This is a genomic window from Bradyrhizobium sp. USDA 336 (genome assembly GCF_044908355.1).
In the GTDB taxonomy this organism is placed as follows: domain Bacteria; phylum Pseudomonadota; class Alphaproteobacteria; order Rhizobiales; family Xanthobacteraceae; genus Bradyrhizobium; species Bradyrhizobium yuanmingense.
This window is the reverse complement of sequence record NZ_JBIYDC010000002.1, coordinates 1,496,573-1,512,006: the sequence shown is the minus strand read 5'-3', so window position 1 is coordinate 1,512,006 and position 15,434 is coordinate 1,496,573. Positions and strand designations below refer to the sequence as shown.

The 15,434-nt window shown below is 64.8% G+C and carries 17 protein-coding genes and 1 pseudogene; 9 read left to right on the top strand and 9 right to left on the bottom strand.

The features are described 5' to 3' along the window. Positions 1–65: 65 nt before the first annotated feature. Positions 66–341, top strand: coding sequence for a GNAT family N-acetyltransferase (locus tag ABIA45_RS08025; RefSeq protein WP_225133681.1), 276 nt, complete (start codon positions 66–68; stop codon positions 339–341). A 49-nt stretch (positions 342–390) separates the two neighbouring features. On the opposite strand, the gene ABIA45_RS08020 is transcribed toward ABIA45_RS08025, so the two are convergent. Then, positions 391–786 carry an SPW repeat protein gene (locus tag ABIA45_RS08020; protein ID WP_404651630.1) on the bottom strand — a complete coding sequence of 132 codons (396 nt, stop codon included), beginning with the start codon at positions 784–786 and terminating at the stop codon, positions 391–393. Positions 787–1,106: 320 nt separating this feature from the next. On the opposite strand from ABIA45_RS08020, the gene ABIA45_RS08015 reads away from it, so the two are divergent. Beyond that, the gene (locus ABIA45_RS08015) at positions 1,107–1,382 is read left to right on the top strand and encodes a GNAT family N-acetyltransferase (RefSeq protein ID WP_036044205.1); all 276 of its coding nucleotides are present in this window, start codon (positions 1,107–1,109) and stop codon (positions 1,380–1,382) included. A 54-nt stretch (positions 1,383–1,436) separates the two neighbouring features. On the opposite strand, the gene ABIA45_RS08010 is transcribed toward ABIA45_RS08015, so the two are convergent. Then, the gene (locus ABIA45_RS08010; protein WP_157286077.1) at positions 1,437–1,835 is read right to left on the bottom strand and encodes a DUF3597 domain-containing protein; all 399 of its coding nucleotides are present in this window, start codon (positions 1,833–1,835) and stop codon (positions 1,437–1,439) included. A 338-nt stretch (positions 1,836–2,173) separates the two neighbouring features. On the opposite strand from ABIA45_RS08010, the gene ABIA45_RS08005 reads away from it, so the two are divergent. Together ABIA45_RS08005 and ABIA45_RS08000 are read left to right on the top strand one after the other, a co-directional pair. Next, positions 2,174–3,082 (top strand): DUF2189 domain-containing protein, encoded by a 909-nt coding sequence (locus ABIA45_RS08005; RefSeq protein ID WP_404651627.1) that lies wholly within the window; start codon positions 2,174–2,176, stop codon positions 3,080–3,082. Between the two features lie 119 nt (positions 3,083–3,201). Then, positions 3,202–4,026, top strand: coding sequence for a lytic murein transglycosylase (locus ABIA45_RS08000; protein WP_404651625.1), 825 nt, complete (start codon positions 3,202–3,204; stop codon positions 4,024–4,026). 71 nt (positions 4,027–4,097) lie between these two features. Here the strand turns inward: ABIA45_RS08000 and ABIA45_RS07995 are convergent, their stop codons facing one another. Then, positions 4,098–4,361 carry a hypothetical protein gene (locus tag ABIA45_RS07995; RefSeq protein WP_404651624.1) on the bottom strand — a complete coding sequence of 88 codons (264 nt, stop codon included), beginning with the start codon at positions 4,359–4,361 and terminating at the stop codon, positions 4,098–4,100. A 554-nt stretch (positions 4,362–4,915) separates the two neighbouring features. Between ABIA45_RS07995 and ABIA45_RS07990 the strand changes: the two genes are divergently transcribed. The 4 genes from ABIA45_RS07990 to ABIA45_RS07975 all read left to right on the top strand — a co-directional run bounded on the left by ABIA45_RS07990 (position 4,916) and on the right by ABIA45_RS07975 (position 8,375). Continuing rightward, positions 4,916–5,068: a DUF1127 domain-containing protein gene (locus ABIA45_RS07990; protein ID WP_007590701.1), complete on the top strand. Its 153-nt coding sequence runs from the start codon at positions 4,916–4,918 to the stop codon at positions 5,066–5,068. 127 nt (positions 5,069–5,195) lie between these two features. Further along, complete coding sequence (trmFO, locus tag ABIA45_RS07985; protein ID WP_157286081.1) at positions 5,196–6,623, top strand: methylenetetrahydrofolate--tRNA-(uracil(54)-C(5))-methyltransferase (FADH(2)-oxidizing) TrmFO; 1,428 nt, start codon at positions 5,196–5,198, stop codon at positions 6,621–6,623. A 7-nt stretch (positions 6,624–6,630) separates the two neighbouring features. Then, positions 6,631–7,725, top strand: a complete 1,095-nt coding sequence (locus ABIA45_RS07980) for an AMP-binding enzyme (RefSeq protein ID WP_128261565.1) — start codon at positions 6,631–6,633, stop codon at positions 7,723–7,725. Between the two features lie 95 nt (positions 7,726–7,820). Then, positions 7,821–8,375 (top strand): CAP domain-containing protein, encoded by a 555-nt coding sequence (locus tag ABIA45_RS07975; RefSeq protein ID WP_198399917.1) that lies wholly within the window; start codon positions 7,821–7,823, stop codon positions 8,373–8,375. Between the two features lie 12 nt (positions 8,376–8,387). On the opposite strand, the pseudogene ABIA45_RS07970 reads toward ABIA45_RS07975, so the two are convergent. After that, positions 8,388–8,860 (bottom strand): annotated as a pseudogene (locus ABIA45_RS07970) (VOC family protein). 148 nt (positions 8,861–9,008) lie between these two features. Here ABIA45_RS07970 and ABIA45_RS07965 point away from each other — a divergent pair. Next, positions 9,009–10,187, top strand: coding sequence for an aminotransferase class V-fold PLP-dependent enzyme (locus ABIA45_RS07965; protein WP_404540963.1), 1,179 nt, complete (start codon positions 9,009–9,011; stop codon positions 10,185–10,187). A 7-nt stretch (positions 10,188–10,194) separates the two neighbouring features. Here ABIA45_RS07965 and ABIA45_RS07960 read toward each other — a convergent pair whose 3' ends face one another. The 5 genes from ABIA45_RS07960 to secD are packed head-to-tail and all read right to left on the bottom strand — an operon-like array spanning position 10,195 to position 15,420. Then, a complete protein-coding gene (locus tag ABIA45_RS07960; protein ID WP_271537858.1) occupies positions 10,195–11,436 on the bottom strand; it encodes a threonine ammonia-lyase in 1,242 nt (413 codons plus the stop codon). A 45-nt stretch (positions 11,437–11,481) separates the two neighbouring features. Next, a complete protein-coding gene (locus ABIA45_RS07955) occupies positions 11,482–12,345 on the bottom strand; it encodes a phytoene/squalene synthase family protein (protein ID WP_271537856.1) in 864 nt (287 codons plus the stop codon). Further along, positions 12,342–12,725, bottom strand: a complete 384-nt coding sequence (locus ABIA45_RS07950; RefSeq protein ID WP_404651622.1) for an Mth938-like domain-containing protein — start codon at positions 12,723–12,725, stop codon at positions 12,342–12,344. The genes ABIA45_RS07955 and ABIA45_RS07950 overlap by 4 nt, the downstream gene beginning before the upstream one ends. 60 nt (positions 12,726–12,785) lie before the next feature. Further along, on the bottom strand, positions 12,786–13,805 hold the full coding sequence (secF, locus tag ABIA45_RS07945) for a protein translocase subunit SecF (protein ID WP_271537853.1): 1,020 nt from the start codon (positions 13,803–13,805) through the stop codon (positions 12,786–12,788). A 10-nt stretch (positions 13,806–13,815) separates the two neighbouring features. Next, a complete protein-coding gene (gene secD, locus ABIA45_RS07940; RefSeq protein WP_271537851.1) occupies positions 13,816–15,420 on the bottom strand; it encodes a protein translocase subunit SecD in 1,605 nt (534 codons plus the stop codon). Between the last annotated feature and the right edge of the window lie 14 nt (positions 15,421–15,434).

Below are 15,434 nucleotides of genomic sequence, written 5' to 3'. Positions count from 1 at the left end.
GGAAACCCCGGCCGGACCGTGCGTTACGCTCTCGTGCGCGAGGCCCGCAGCTGCAAGGCAACGATATGAGCGACGTCATCAACAACAAGGCCCATCACCGCTATGAGCTCGACGTGGAGGGTCATCTTGCGACCGAGCACTACCGGCTCGACGGCGGTGTCATCACCTTCGAGCACACCGACGTGCCGAAGGAGCTTGGCGGCAAGGGCATTGGCTCGAAGCTGGTGCAAGGCGCGCTCGACCAGGTCCGCGCCGAGGGATTGAAGCTGATCCCGCAATGCCCGTTCGTGAAGGCGTGGATCGACAAGCACCCGGACTATGCGGATCTCGTGACACGGTGAGTGCACAGGCCCGCCGCTCGTGGCCGGCGGGCCTGCCGTAACTTACGGTCTATTGTCCGTGCTTGAGCAAGTCCTGGTCATTCATATCCCAGTCCTGCCACAGCTGGAGAATGCCGAGCAGCACCACCACCGCACCAAGGGTCGTGTGATAGATGCGGAGAAATCCCTCACCGGAATAGCCGATCACGTATGGCGAGGCGATGAGCCACAGTCCGACCAGGATCGTCGTCACCTCTTGCCAGCGCTGCAAGGCGACATATTCGAGCTGGCTGATGCCAAATACGACGAGACCGATCGCAACCGTGTTCAGGATGGCCGTCTGGTGACCGGAGATCGCCTGATCCTGGATCGGGAACCACGGCGAGGCCACGATCAACGCGCCCAGCAGCATCCCACACCAGTCTTCCCATGTTCGATGAGTATTCAAGAAACCAGAATCCGACATCGTACCCTCCTGCAAAAGAGGCATACGTCTGCGGCTGGCGATCATGACACTCCGAATGTGTAGCGACCCTGCCGGCCGCATTCGGGCGTATGTCCTTTCCAGGACGTGGGAACCGAACCCCGGCTTGCAAGAGCGGTATCGGGAATTATTTGCGGAGCCGCGGACCATGCTCGCCGGGCGCCATGGCCATACCGCAGTGCGGTGAGGGCGGCGCGCATTTGCAGATATCTCATCTGCGCCAATCTCCCCTGGTCTCACCTTGGCAAGGGCCGTGTCAGCCCCCTAGATCAGGAGGCATCTGCAGTTCGGAGGGATCCCGCATGGCGGCTTCGGTACGCGACAACAAGGACAGGAGCCGCTTCGAGCTCGATGTCGGCGACGACATCGCCTTCGCCAATTACCGGCTGACTCCGTCGGCCGTAATCATCACCCACACCGAGACGCCGCGCGCGTTGCGCGGGCGCGGCATCGGCTCCGAGCTGGTCAAGGGCGCGCTCGACTTGATCCGGCGCGACGGCAAGAAGGTGATCGCCGGCTGCGGCTTCGTCGTCGACTATCTCGACCGGCATCCGGAGGATGCGGATCTGGTCGCCTGAACGCAAAAGGGCCCGCGGCGATCGCGGGCCCTGCGGCACTACCCCCAGGTCCGGTCAGTGCTTGATCTCCGGCGGCAGCTTGCCGCCATTAGCGGCGAGCTTGGACATCACCTGCTTGTGCAGCCAGACGTTCATGCTCGCCGAGTCGTTCATGTCGCCGCTGTAGCCCAGCTCCTTGGCGAGATCCTTGCGCGCAGCGAGGCTGGAATCGATGTCGAGCGCCTTCATGAGATCGACGATGGAGGTACGCCATTCCAGCTTCTCGCCCTTGTGCGCGGCCGCCGCCTTGTCGACGATCGCCGCCACGTCGACCGCGGCCATGGGCGCGCCGGCCGGAGCCGAAGGACTTGCCGACCCTGCGGGGGCGCCCGGCGAAGCGGCGCCACCGGCCGGTGCAGCGGAGGCCGGCTGGCCGCCGAAGATCGCGCTGATGATTTTCCCGAAAATGCTCATGTCTGCTCCCCGAAAAGGAATCCGTTGGAAGGGCCTTGCGTGGCACTTATAGACGAAGTTGGTGCGCCGCGCCCGCGAACTTCCGCGAGCGGACAGCAGCATCAGCTTATCTGCGGCGAAATGACGACAGAATGACGCCGCATTGATTGCGCCGCGGCATCGAATTTCATCCAAGCGTGAGGGACAGGACTCGGACTTGGGAGTATGCTTGCCGTTCAGCTCGCGATGCCATCCGGAATTCGCGTCTGGTCGGGATCGCGGGATTTCAAGAGAATGGGCGGCCGCTTGCGCCGTTTGCCGGCGCCGGATGCAGCCGCTTGGCAAGGGAGCTAGCGACCATGGCCACACTCTACCAGGGCAATGTCCCCACGGTGGCCCAGCCCACGGATGCGGCTGGACCGGTGATCCGAACCATTCAATTGTCCGATCTGCACGACGCGCTCAGGCGCGGCTGGGAGGATTTCAAGGCCGTTCCGAGCCACGCGATCATCCTCTGCGTGATCTACCCGGTGCTCGGCCTCATGCTCGCCCGTGTGGTGATGGGCTATTCGGTGCTGCCGCTGCTGTTTCCGCTCGCCGCGGGCTTCGCGCTGATCGGGCCCTTCGCTGCGCTCGGGCTCTACGAGCTTTCCAGCCGACGCGAGCGCTATGAACCGGCCAGCGCCTGGGATGCCATGGAGGTGCTGCGATCGCCGTCGTTCGGCGCGATGCTCGGCCTCGGTACGTTGCTGCTCGCCCTGTTCGTCACCTGGGTGGCGACCGCGCAGGCGATCTATGTCGCGGCGTTCGGCTACGAGGGCGTCACCGGATTCTCAGACTTCATGATGCGCGTGCTGACGACGCAGCAAGGCTGGTGGCTGATCGTGGTTGGCTGCGGCACCGGATTCCTGTTCGCGCTCGCCGCGCTCTGTCTCAGTGCCGTGTCGTTCCCCTTGATGCTGGACCGCCATGCCGGTGCGTTCGAGGCGATGAGCACCTCGCTGCGCGTGGTCGCGAAAAACCCGGTGCCGATGGCGGCCTGGGGCCTGATCGTGGCGGTGCTGCTCGCGCTCGGCACGATCCCGGCCTTCCTCGGCCTCGCCGTTGTGGTCCCGCTGCTCGGGCACGCCACGTGGCACCTCTACCGCAAGGTGATCGCGTCCGATCCGGGCGCACGTCCGGTCCCCCCTCCGCCGCATCGGCCGCGCAAGCCGGCCGCCGACTTCCCGGCCAACCTTTTCCCGTGGCGGAATCGGACTGACGTCTGACAATCTCGTGACGTGCGGCCCTGGCCGGTTCGGACAGGGCCGCGCGCCTTGCTTTGGCCGCGGTTACAGCCGAGATTATGCTGCCGGTCAGGTCAATTCACGGAAATCCATTTCATCTGATGACTCCGACGATTTCTCGTCTTGCTCTCGCAGCCTTGGCCGTCTCCGCGTCCCTTTTCTCAGTCCAGGCAGCGCCCGCCGCGGTTGCCTGCGACTCGGGCAATTTCGACGCTTGGCTGGCTGATTTCAAAACCGACGCTGCGGCGAAGGGCATCTCGCAGCAGACCATCACTGCCGGCCTTGCCGGCGTCACGCTCGACCAGAGCGTGCTCAACCGCGACCGCTCGCAAAAGGTCTTCACCCAGAGCTTCGAGGAGTTCTCCGGCCGCATGGTGCCGCCACGCTTGGAGCGCGGCTCCAACAGGATGAAGCAATACGGCTCGGTGCTGTCGCGCATCGAGCAGGCCTATGGCGTGCCGGGCGAAGTCCTGGTCGCGATCTGGGGCCTGGAGACCGATTTCGGCGTCAACACCGGCAAGTTCGCAACCATCCGCTCGCTTGCAACGCTCGCTTACGATTGCCGTCGCTCCGAGCAGTTTCGCGCCGAGCTGTTGGATGCGCTGCGCATCGTCCAGCGCGGCGATCTTGCGCCCGCCGAGATGAAAGGCGCCTGGGCCGGGGAGCTCGGCCAGACCCAATTCATGCCGTCATCCTGGATGAAATATGCCATCGACTTCGACGGCAACGGCAAGCGCGATCTTCTGCATAACGTGCCCGACGTGCTCGCCTCCACCGCCAATTATCTGGTCGGCTATGGCTGGCAGAAGGGCAAGGACTGGCAGCCGGGCAGCCCGAACTTTGAGGTGCTCAAGCAGTGGAACAAGAGCGAGGTCTACTCCAAGACCGTGGCCTATTTCGCCGCCCAGCTCGCACGCGCCCCTTAGACTAACACGTCAAAACGCTTGGGCCGATCGCAAGGCGACCGGCCCTCTTGGGTGAATTTACTTGGGGGCGTTTACTTGCCCATGGTGGCGTGCATCGCCTTGCTTAGATGCGCGCCGCATGCACCCATTTTGCCGTTGAGCAGCGAGTCCTGAGCCGCAGCGATCTCCTTCTGCGCGACGAACTTGCTGTCGCCGTCGGCCATGTTCTCGATCGCAGTTTCGGTTTTCTCCAGATTGGCCCCGCTGCAACCGCCGATGGCGTGCTTGGCGGCCTGGGCGGGCGCGACGGCGAACGCAACAGCGGCGACGGCGATAACCCCGAGTAACTTCGTCATGACGTTACTTCCTTCTTCAGATGAGGCAGACCAGCGAAATTGCCGGAATCTGCAGCACGACTTTTCTCAGGGCGCGGCAACTTGCCGCAATCAACTCCTCGCGAGAACTGCGTGATGTTGCACTCGGCACAGAGCAGCATGCAGAGATTCGGTGCGCCGATGTACGAATATCGGTGCCGGAACGGCTTTTGAATGAATCAATTTTCACTTCTAAGATTTCGGATGCATGCAAATCATGCATACGTGTTTTGGGCTGAGTCGCTATTACGCTCGCTAGCGCACTGTGAAAAGCACCCTATGTCCACGTGGGCGTTGCACGTCTAGGGTTTGAGCATAAGCCCGTGAATTCACGGTGATTTGTGGCTCCCAGTCGGACATAGTGCCCGGCGGACGAGCAGGAGCGCCCGTCAGTTAATCGTTGGTTACGATCGATATGCGTACAGCGCTTAGCTGCATCGCAACATCGGAACTTTCGCACTGCACCACTCTCACTTATATTCATTTCAACGATGAGGCCTCAAGCAAAGGCTGAATCGAACTACAGGAGACTACCAATGCTGCTCTCGCTCATCCGCATGATCCAGGCCTTCCGGGACTATCAGCGCAATGTTGCCGAGCTGTCCCAGCTCAGCGATCGCGAATTGGCCGACATCGGCCTCGATCGCTCGGACATCCCGCGCGTTGCCGCCGGTCAGTATCAGGGCTGATATCCTTCAGCCCTCCACTAGAACGGACCGATAGCGCCCGCCTCGTGCGGGCGTTGTCGCATCTGGTGGCAGAAAACTCGATCTCGGCGATTCCACTCTCCGCCGAAAAGCGCTACCTGTCCGCCCCATGACAGGACCCCAATCCAACCTCGTCCACGTGATCGGTGCCGGCCTCGCCGGTTCGGAAGCTGCCTGGCAGATTGCGAAGTCCGGCGTGCCCGTGGTGCTGCACGAGATGCGGCCGACCCGCATGACCGAGGCGCACCGCACCGACGGACTTGCCGAGCTCGTCTGCTCCAACTCATTCCGCTCGGATGACGCCGCCAACAACGCCGTCGGCCTGCTCCATGCGGAGATGCGCCGCCTCGGCTCGCTGATCATGCGCGCGGCCGACGCCAACCAGGTGCCCGCCGGCGGCGCACTCGCGGTCGATCGCGACGGCTTCTCGGCGGCCGTCACCAAGGCGCTGAACGATCATCCCCTGATCGAGATCGCGCGCGGCGAGATCGCGGGCCTGCCGCCGGCCGCGTGGAGCAACGTCATCGTCGCCACCGGCCCCCTCACCTCCGCGCCGCTGGCCGACGCCATCCGCGAGCTGACCGACGAGAACGCCCTCGCCTTCTTCGACGCCATCGCGCCGATCGTGCACCGCGAATCCATCGACATGTCGGTGGCCTGGTTCCAATCGCGCTACGACAAGATCGGCCCCGGCGGCAACGGTGCCGACTACATCAACTGCCCCATGACCAAGGAGCAGTATGAGGGCTTCGTCGCCGCACTGATCGCCGGCGAGAAGACTGAGTTCAAGGAATGGGAGACCAACACGCCCTATTTCGACGGCTGCCTGCCGATCGAGGTGATGGCGGAGCGCGGCCCCGAGACGCTGCGTCATGGTCCCATGAAGCCGGTCGGCCTCACCAATCCGCACGATCCCACCACCAAGCCCTACGCAATTGTTCAGCTGCGCCAGGACAACAAGCTCGGCACGCTCTACAACATCGTCGGCTTCCAGACCAAGCTGAAGTATGGCGAGCAGCAGCGCATCTTCCGCACCATTCCGGGGTTGGAGAACGCCGAATTCGCCCGCCTCGGCGGCCTGCATCGCAACACCTTCCTGAACTCGCCGAAGCTGCTCGACGGCCAGCTGCGGCTGCGCGCACAGACGCGGCTGCGCTTCGCCGGCCAGATGACGGGCTGCGAAGGATATGTGGAATCCGCCAGCGTCGGCTTGATCGCGGGTCTCTATGCAGCCGCGGAAGCGCGCGGCGAGACGCTTGTCAGCCCGCCGGCTACGACCGCACTGGGATCGCTGCTCGGTCACATCACCGGCGGCCATATCGAGACCATCGAGCCGGGCACGCGCTCGTTCCAGCCGATGAACATCAATTTCGGCCTGTTTCCACCGCTCACGAGCGTGCCTACGAAGAAGCCCGACGGCACGCGGCTGCGCGGCAACGAGAAGACGGTGGCCAAGAAGCAGGCGCTGAGCGCACGGGCGCTCGCCGATCTCGATCGCTGGATCGCCGATCACCTGCGCATTGCCGCCGCCGCGTGAGTTTGCAATGAGCTTGCCCAAAGACGACGCCGCAGAGCTGTCGGCGCGCTGGACCGAAGGCGTGATGCTCAAGCGCGACGTGTTCTCGACTGTCGAGCGCGGCCGTTTCCGCAGCGAAAGCGGCGAGATCGACGCGGTGCTGCGCCGGCTCGACGAGGTGCCATGGTGGTCGTTTCTGCTGGCACGCCACCTGTTCGCCCGCGAGAAGCAGGCCCTGGTGCGGGCCAAGGGCCTCGACGTCGGCCCCGAGCTGCTCTGGGCCGGGCGCCGCGCTCTGGTGCGCGGCTTCGTCGACGGCGTCGCGCTGCACCTGGCAAAGCCCCATGGCGATGTCGCCTATTTCCGCTCCGCCAAGGCCGCACTGCGTCGGCTGCGCCGCGCCGGCATCTGCCACAACGATCTCGCCAAGGAGCAGAACTGGCTGGTCGGCCGCGACGGCCGCGCCTATGTCACCGACTTCCAGCTCGCCGCGTGCTTCAAGCGCCGCGGCCGGCTCTATCGCATCCTCGCCTATGAAGACCTCCGGCATCTGCTCAAGCACAAGCGCTCCTACGCGCCCGAGGCGCTGACGCCGCGAGAGCGAAAGATCCTGGCGAGGAAGTCGTTCGCCGCGAGCCTGTGGCTCGCCACCGGCAAGAAGGTCTATCGCGCCATCACCCGCGGCCTGTTCAACTTCACCGACCGCGAGGGCGGCGGCCGTCGGCTCGTCAACGACGCGCCGGTGCTGGCCGAGTTGATCCGCCGGAATCCCGCCGTGCGCGACGCCGCCATCGTCGCCTTTGCCGACCGTCGCTCCGGCGTCGGGCTTTACGCCTTCGTCGAAGCCGATCAGGCCGCGCTCGAGGGCCAGCTCCGCAGCGAGCTTGCCGCCGCCAAGGGACCGAAGCCGCCCGAGCACATCCAGGTCGTGCACGCCCTGCCACGGAACACCAGCGGCAAGCCGCGCATCGAGGTCCTGCAACTGGTCGCCATGAACCAGCTCGACCTGATCGAGCCGATGATGAAGAACGAGCAAGATCGCGCCTTCCTCAAGGATATCCTGGAGCAGCGCAAGAACCTGCGCGACCGCTTCAATTTCGAGGCGAAGCTCCCGACGAGCTAGCGCGGAATCTGCGCCTTGAAGCCTCCACAATGGCGATCGAGAAGCGCTTGGATCACGCAGAATTGGCAGAGATCATGGGCGCTCGGGGGACGATGATGCATCGTATGGTTGGCGGAACGATCGCCGGCCTTGTGCTGCTGGCAGGGGCGCCTGCGCTGGCCGACTCACCGGCGGAGCTGATCTCCAGCTTCCGTCTCAAGCATGGTGAGGCCCGCGTTGTCCGCGACGCCACCCTCGATCGCATAGCCATGGATCAGGCCCGCGCGATGGCGGCGAAGGACGACCTCAGCCACGACGCACTCGGCCCATTCAACCGGCGCGTCGCACCGGCCGGCGCGGGCCGTGCCGCAGAGAACATCGCCTACGGCTACGAAAGCTTCGAGAAGACGCTGGGCCAGTGGATCGACTCCTCCGGGCACCGCAAGAACCTGTTGCTGCACAACGCCTCGCGCGTCGGCATTGCCAGCGCCAAGAATGCGAGTGGCAAGCGCACTTATTGGGCAATGGTGATCGCGGGCGATTACGGGCTCAAGGGCAAAGGCAAGAAAAAGGACAAGGAGCCCGTCGTCGCGGTGAAGCGCGAGGTACCGCCCGCGAGCAAGCCGAAGTCCGGCAATTGTCACGTCAAGCTGCTCGGCCTCTGCATCTGAGGCGCGACCGTCTCAGCCGCGGCGCGCGGCTTCGATCGCGGCGACGTCGATCTTCGTCATCCCCATCATCGCATCGAAGGCGCGCTTGGCCTCCGTGCCACCGGCGGCCAACGCCTCAGTCAGCACACGCACGTGATCTGCCAGGAGACTCCCCATCTGTCCTTGCACCAGCCGCACGCACTCTCCTGCCCGCCATTGCCGACGATGGCGTTCCAGTAGCGATCGGTCTCCGCCTGATCGTCGGTGGCGATCTGGAACGAGAAGGCCTCGTTGTGCTTGAAGACGGGTCCGCCATTGAGGCCGAGACAGGCAACGCCGGCTACTGTGAACTCGACGGTCAGGACATCGCCTGCCTTGCCGGACGGATAGTCGCTGGGCGCGCGATGGACCGCACTCACCGCGCTGACGGGAAACGTCTCGGCATAGAAGCGGGCCGCGGCTTCAGCATCCTTGTCGTACCAGAGGCAGATCGTGTTCTTTGCCATTGGGTATTCCCTGTGATTCCGTGCCAGATTGCGCTTCCGATCAGCATAGGCATCCCGATCCGCATGCTCCAGCTGGAACAGTCGTTTGCCCGAGCTTGCTCGCGTACGTCATTGTGTCTACGAGGAACCTGACGATGGAGGCTCTGACGTGATCGACATCAACCAGATTCGTGCCGACACGCCTGCTGCCTCCCGGCTCGCGTATCTCCACAATGCCGGTGCGGCTCTCATGCCCGCGCCCGTCGTCGCGGCGATGAAGGGACATATCGATCTCGAGACCGAGATCGGCGGCTATGCCGCAGCCGATCGCGCGTCAGATCGGCTCGAAGCCGTTTACGGCTCAGTGGCCCGGCTCCTGAACGCATCGCCGGATGAAATCGCCCTGGTGGAAAACGCGACGGTTGCCTGGCAGATGGCGTTCTATTCGCTTCCATTTCGAGAGGGCGACCGGATCCTGACGGCCGAAGCGGAGTACGCCGCCAACTATGTTGCGTTTCTTCAGGCCGCCAAACGCACAGGCGCGGTCATCGATGTGGTACCGAGCGATGCGACGGGCGAGTTCGATGTCGGCGCACTCGAACGTATGATCGACGAACGCGTGAAGCTGATCGCCGTCACCTGGGTTCCGACCAATGGCGGGCTAACCAATCCCGCAGCGGCCATCGGCAGAATTGCGCGAGCACACGGCATCCCCTATCTGCTCGATGCCTGCCAGGCGATCGGCCAGATGGAGGTCGACGTCGAGGCGATCGGTTGCGACATGCTGTCGGCCACGGGACGCAAATTCCTGCGGGGGCCGCGTGGTACCGGCTTTCTCTATGTGCGCGGCCCGCTGCTGCAGCAGCTCGAGCCACCGATGATCGACCATTTTGCAGCGCCCTGGGTCTCGCGCGATGAATATCGGCTCCGCGACGATGCCCGCCGCTTCGAGACATGGGAGAATAATTACGCCGCCCGGCTTGGGCTCGGCGCTGCCGTCGATTATGCGCTCGACATCGGCATGGATGCCATCGAGGAGCGCTGCCGGCTGCTCGCGGGCCGCCTTCGCAGCGGCCTCGCTTCCATTCGCGGCATCACTATTCACGACCTTGGCCGCAAGCCTGGCGCCATCGTCAGCTTCACTTTGGATCGATATGAAGCGGAGGCCATTGTCAGCAGCGCCGCGGCGGCGGGCATCACAATCGGCGCTTCAGACCCGTCGAGTACCCGCATCGATGCCGAGATCCGCGAGCTGCCGCCGCTCGTCCGGGCTTCTCCCCACTACTACAACACCCAAGCCGAGATCGACCGGCTGATCGACCACGTCGCGGATTTGGCGTCACGTTAGCGCGTGCTCAGGTGCAGCGCGCGCTCAGTCCGGATGCGCTGAGCCTGGCCATCACCTCGTCGAGATGCGCGGCATCGCGGGTCTCAATGACAAGCTGCAGCAGCGTCGCCTTGGCCGGCAGGTCGGAGAAGGTCCGCTGGTGTGAGACCTCGATGATGTTCGCACCCGCCTCGGCCAGCAGTGCCGCTACCGCGGCGAGCTGCCCCGGCCTGTCGGGGATATCGAGCGACAACTGCGTCAGCCGCCCCTCGCGCGCCAGCTCGCGGGTGAGCACGGAGGCGATCAGCCGCGTGTCGATATTGCCTCCACTCAGCACGAGGCCGACCTTCTCGCCGGCAAAGCGGGACGGATCGGACATCAGCGCGGCGAGGCCGGCGGCGCCAGCGCCCTCGACGACGGTCTTCTCGATTGAGATCAGGGTCGCGACTGCGCGCTCGAGCTCGGCTTCGTTGACGAGCGCAATATCGTCGACGAGGCGCCGAACGATTTCGGTGGTGATCTTGCCCGGTGATTTCACCGCGATGCCCTCGGCGAGCGTATCGCCGCGCGCCGGCAGATTGCCGTCGTGAATGGCGTTGTACATCGAGGGATAGAGCCAAGCCTCGACGCCCAGTATCCTGAGCGACGGCTTGATCGACTTCGCGGCAATGGCAATCCCGCTGATCAGACCGCCGCCGCCGATCGGGACGACCAGCGTGTCGAGTTCCGGGACCGCCTTCAGCACTTCCAGCCCGATCGTGCCCTGCCCGGCGATGACGAGCGGATCGTCGTAAGGATGGACGAAGACCATGCCGTGCGCTTCACCGTGGCTGCGCGCAAAGGCGGCCGCCTCCTCCAGCGTCGCGCCCGTGACCACCACCTCGGCGCCGTGATGCCTGGTGTTCTCGATCTTCACCATGGGCGTGCCGATCGGCATCACGATGGTGGCGGGAATGCCGAGCCGCTTGGCGTGATAGGCAACGCCTTGCGCGTGGTTGCCCGCGGACATCGCGATCACGCCCCGCGCGCGCTCGTCCGGCGTCAGCGCGGTGAGCCGGTTGAGCGCGCCGCGCTCCTTGAACGAGGAGGTGAACTGCAGGTTCTCGAATTTGAGCCAGATGTCGCAGCCGCAGATGCTGCTCAGCGTCCGGCTGTGGCTACAGGGCGTCTCGACAACGGCGCCTTGGATGGTCTTGGCGGCGGCGTGAATGTCTTCCGGGGCGACCGGAAGGCCGCTGAGATCGAACGAGCTTTGGGACATGTCAGCCATAGGACAGCATAGAGCATTTGGGCGGGCCAGGCGATAAGCCGGCGTCTATTTGGTAAATTCACGCGATCGCGAGGCGCGCCACAGCGTCCAGAGCGTGCGCAACCGCGAGGTCGGCTGCAACCTAAACGGATTGCGTCCCGGGCGCGACAGGCGCTCGAGATCGGCCTGCGCCTGGCGCAGCGGCAGAAACGCCGGCCGCAACGGCGGCGCCAGCTGCGCCAGCAGCGATGAAGCCGCGGTCATATGCTGCCGGGCTTCGCCCGCGAGCTGCTCCAGCACCGCATGGAGATTGGGCGTCTCCTTGCCGGCGAAGACATCCCCCATGCTGCAATCGTGCTGCTCCAGCACCTGCTGCGGCACGAACAATTGCCGGTGCGCGGCATCGCGCGGCAGATTGGCGATGACCTGCACGATACCCTGCGCCAGCCCGGCATGGCGGGCGACATGCTCGGCCGCCTCCGAAGGCGGTCCCAACACTTGCGCTGCCAGGGCAAACAACGCCGATGAGGTCGCCGCGAGGTAACCTTCCAGCGCGGCCATGGTCGGCATCGGGTCGTTGTAGAGATCGAACTGGTGCTCCTCGGCAAGCAGCGACAGCGGCTCGACCGGCAGGTCGAAATCGCGGATCGCACGAAGCAGCTCCGCCGCCACCGGATTACCCTCGGCGCTGCCATGGACATGGCCCGACAGCATGTCGGTCCACCATTGCAGGCGGATCTCGCCGGGCAAGGGCTGGCTCACCTGGTCGCGGACGCGGACGATCTCGACGTTGAAGGCGTACAGCGCCAGCAACGCGCGGCGCTCGGCGGCCGCCACGAATAGGGTCGCGGCGTAGCGCGGAAAGTCATGGCTGCGCACGAGATCGGCGCAGAACGCGGCGGAGTCGGATGGCGGCGCCGGGCTGCTCATGGCACGGCGATCAGCGCGGCGGCAACCCGCCGCCGTTCGCCGATCATGATGTTGTAGGTGCGCACGGCCGGGCCGGTCTGCATCGTGTCCAGCACCACCCTCACCGCCTTGAGCGCCTGACGCAGCTCCGGCGGCGGCAGCCACAGCCCCGTTCCAGAGCCGACCAGAAGCGTGTCGATGCTGTTGGCCGCCGTGAACACCCGATCCAGCGAGTAGCGGTCGATCTTCGCGGGGTCGGTCACGTCCCAGGCCCAGATCGCGTCGGGCAGGCAGAGCAGCGAGCCCCGATGGGACATGCCGGCAAAGGCGAAGCCGCCTTTGCCATAGGCGTCGATCGGCGCCGAGCGCGGGAAATGCGGAGCGTTGGGATCGCCGGCCATGAGTTTCGTCCGAATGGGCTTACTGCCCTCGCAAACGCCTGCGAGGGCACGAGGTTCGGATCATGCCTTGCTTTTCTTCGCCGGCGTCGTCGTATCGGGCGCGTCTTCGCGGTGCTCGCCGACGCCGAGATAGATCAGGATCGGCGCTGCAATGAAGATCGAGGTGTAGGTGCCGACCAGCACCACGCCGAACATCATCACCGCGGTGAAGCTGTGGATAGCATGGCCGCCGAACAAGAGCAGCGCGAGCAGCGCGAGCGTCACCGTGACGTGGGTGATGATCGAGCGCGACAGCGTCGAGTTGATGGATTCGTTGAGCAGCTGGGGCATCGGCATCTTCTTGTAGCGACGCAGCATTTCCCGGATGCGATCGTAGATGACGACGGTGTCGTTGAGCGAGTAGCCGAGAATCGTCAGAAGCGCGGCGATGCTGGTCAGATCGAAATCGACCTGGCTGATCGACATGAAGCCGATCGTTAGCACGATGTCGTGCACGTTGGCGATCATCGCGCCCAGCGCGAACTGCCATTCGAACCGGAACCAGAGATAAATCAGGATCCCGACGATCGCGAGCATCAGGCCGAGCATGCCGTAGGCCAGGAGCTCGCCGGCGACGCGCGGACCCAGCACCTCGGTGCGCTGAATGTCGACACTGTCGCCAAGCGCGCCACGAACCTTCTGCAGGGCTGCCTGCTGGGCCGCGTCGCCGCCCGGCTGCTCCGCAACGCGGATCAGGACGTTCTCCGGACCGCCGAACTGCTGCAGCTGGACCTCGCCGAGGCCCAGGCCGTCGAGCGAGGTACGCATCGCCGCGATGTCGGCGGCGCCGGACTTCGCCTTCACCTCCAGCAGCGTGCCGCCCTTGAAGTCGATACCGAGGTTCAGGCCGTGGGTGAAGAACAATACGATCGCGACGATCGACAGCGCCGCCGAGATCGGAAAGCTGATGCGACGGAAGCGCGTGAAGTCGAAATGCGTATCGTCGGGGACGATGCGCAGCGACGGCAGCAGGCCGAGCGCCGAGACCACGGTGAGAATGGCGATGAGAACGCCGAGCCCGATGAGAACGGTCTGAGTCACGATCAGGCTCCTAGATCGGCACGCTCTGCGGCCGCTTCCACCGCACCCACCAGGCGACGATCAGCCGGGTCAGGGTGAAGGCGGTGAACACCGTGGTGATGATGCCGATGCCGAGCGTCACGGCGAAGCCGCGCACCGGACCGGTGCCGATGTAGAAAAGCACCGCGGCGGCAATGAATGTGGTGATGTTGGAATCGAGGATGGTGGCGAGCGCCCGCTTGAAGCCGGCGTCGATCGCCGAGATCGCATTGCGTCCGCCGCGCAATTCCTCGCGGATGCGTTCGTAGATCAGCACGTTGGAATCGACGGCGATGCCGACGGTGAGCACGATGCCGGCGATACCAGGCAGCGTCAGCGTGGCATTGAGCAGCGACAGCAGGCCGAAGATCATTGCGACGTTGATGGCCACCGCGATGTTGGCGAACACGCCGAACAGCCGGTAGGTCACGAGCATGAAGATGATGACGAGGATCGAGCCGACATAGGCCGCCAGCTGACCCTTCTCGATCGAGTCCTGGCCGAGTCCCGGACCCACGGTGCGCTCCTCGACCACCGTGAGCGGAGCCGGCAATGCGCCGGCGCGCAACAGGATGGCCAGATCGTTGGCCGACTGCACCGTGAAATTGCCGGAGATCTGGCCCTGGCCGCCGGTGATGGGCTCGCGGATGACGGGCGCCGAGATCACCTTGTTGTCCAGCACGATCGCGAACGGCAGCCCCACGTTCTCCTGCGTGGCCTGCGAGAATTTGCGCGCGCCCGAGGTGTTGAACTTGAAGCTGACGACCGGCTCACCCGTGCGCTGGTCAAAGGTCGCCTGCGCATCGGTCAGGTCGCCGCCGGCGACCAGCACCTGCTTCTTGACCACGTAGGGCGTCGGCGGAGGCGAGGCGCTCATCAGCAGTTCGGATTCCGGCGGCACCCTGCCCGCTTGCGCCTGATCCGGCGGCACGGAGGTGTCGACCATGCGGAATTCCATCTTCGCGGTCCTGCCCAGCAGTTCCTTCAGGCGGGTCGGGTCCTGAAGACCGGGGACCTGCACCAGGATGCGGTCGTTGCCCTGGCGCTGGATGACGGGCTCGACGGTGCCGAGCTCGTTGACGCGGCGTTCGACGATCTGGATCGACTGCTCGATGGTCTTTCGCAGGCGATCGAGCACCGCGGCCTGCGGGACGCTCAGGCGGATCACCCCGCCGCCGGCATCAGTCACCTCGAGGTCACGCTGACCGCTGGATCCCATCAGGCCGCCCAGCGGCTGGGACAGCTCGCGCAGCTTGGCGAGCGCCGGCTGCACGTCGGTTTCCTTGGTGATGCGAACCTCGACCGCGTCATTGCGGACGGTGACGCCGCCGGTGAAGCCGATCTTGGCGTCGCGCAACGTCCGGCGAACCTCGTCGCGGATCTGATCCAGCCGTTCCTTCTTCACATAGGCAGCGTCGACCTCGAGTAGCAGATAGGAGCCGCCCTGGAGGTCGAGGCCGAGCACGAGGCGGCGCTGCGCCCAGGCGGGCCAGCTCTTGACTTGCGCCTCGGGGAAGAAGTTGGGGACCGCGCAGAGGCACACGATCAGCGCCGTCAGGATAATCCCCAGCGCCTTCCACCGCGTGAAATACAACATCGACTGGACCTGTC

What these genes read in the sequence shown, in the direction of transcription:
- ABIA45_RS08025 (WP_225133681.1), top strand. Translation starts at nt 66, where the DNA reads ATGAGCGACGTCATCAACAACAAGGCCCATCACCGCTATGAGCTCGAC.
- ABIA45_RS08020 (WP_404651630.1), bottom strand. Translation starts at nt 786, where the DNA reads ATGTCGGATTCTGGTTTCTTGAATACTCATCGAACATGGGAAGACTGG.
- ABIA45_RS08015 (WP_036044205.1), top strand. Translation starts at nt 1,107, where the DNA reads ATGGCGGCTTCGGTACGCGACAACAAGGACAGGAGCCGCTTCGAGCTC.
- ABIA45_RS08010 (WP_157286077.1), bottom strand. Translation starts at nt 1,835, where the DNA reads ATGAGCATTTTCGGGAAAATCATCAGCGCGATCTTCGGCGGCCAGCCG.
- ABIA45_RS08005 (WP_404651627.1), top strand. Translation starts at nt 2,174, where the DNA reads ATGGCCACACTCTACCAGGGCAATGTCCCCACGGTGGCCCAGCCCACG.
- ABIA45_RS08000 (WP_404651625.1), top strand. Translation starts at nt 3,202, where the DNA reads ATGACTCCGACGATTTCTCGTCTTGCTCTCGCAGCCTTGGCCGTCTCC.
- ABIA45_RS07995 (WP_404651624.1), bottom strand. Translation starts at nt 4,361, where the DNA reads ATGACGAAGTTACTCGGGGTTATCGCCGTCGCCGCTGTTGCGTTCGCC.
- ABIA45_RS07990 (WP_007590701.1), top strand. Translation starts at nt 4,916, where the DNA reads ATGCTGCTCTCGCTCATCCGCATGATCCAGGCCTTCCGGGACTATCAG.
- trmFO (WP_157286081.1), top strand. Translation starts at nt 5,196, where the DNA reads ATGACAGGACCCCAATCCAACCTCGTCCACGTGATCGGTGCCGGCCTC.
- ABIA45_RS07980 (WP_128261565.1), top strand. Translation starts at nt 6,631, where the DNA reads ATGAGCTTGCCCAAAGACGACGCCGCAGAGCTGTCGGCGCGCTGGACC.
- ABIA45_RS07975 (WP_198399917.1), top strand. Translation starts at nt 7,821, where the DNA reads ATGCATCGTATGGTTGGCGGAACGATCGCCGGCCTTGTGCTGCTGGCA.
- ABIA45_RS07960 (WP_271537858.1), bottom strand. Translation starts at nt 11,436, where the DNA reads ATGGCTGACATGTCCCAAAGCTCGTTCGATCTCAGCGGCCTTCCGGTC.
- ABIA45_RS07955 (WP_271537856.1), bottom strand. Translation starts at nt 12,345, where the DNA reads ATGAGCAGCCCGGCGCCGCCATCCGACTCCGCCGCGTTCTGCGCCGAT.
- ABIA45_RS07950 (WP_404651622.1), bottom strand. Translation starts at nt 12,725, where the DNA reads ATGGCCGGCGATCCCAACGCTCCGCATTTCCCGCGCTCGGCGCCGATC.
- secD (WP_271537851.1), bottom strand. Translation starts at nt 15,420, where the DNA reads ATGTTGTATTTCACGCGGTGGAAGGCGCTGGGGATTATCCTGACGGCG.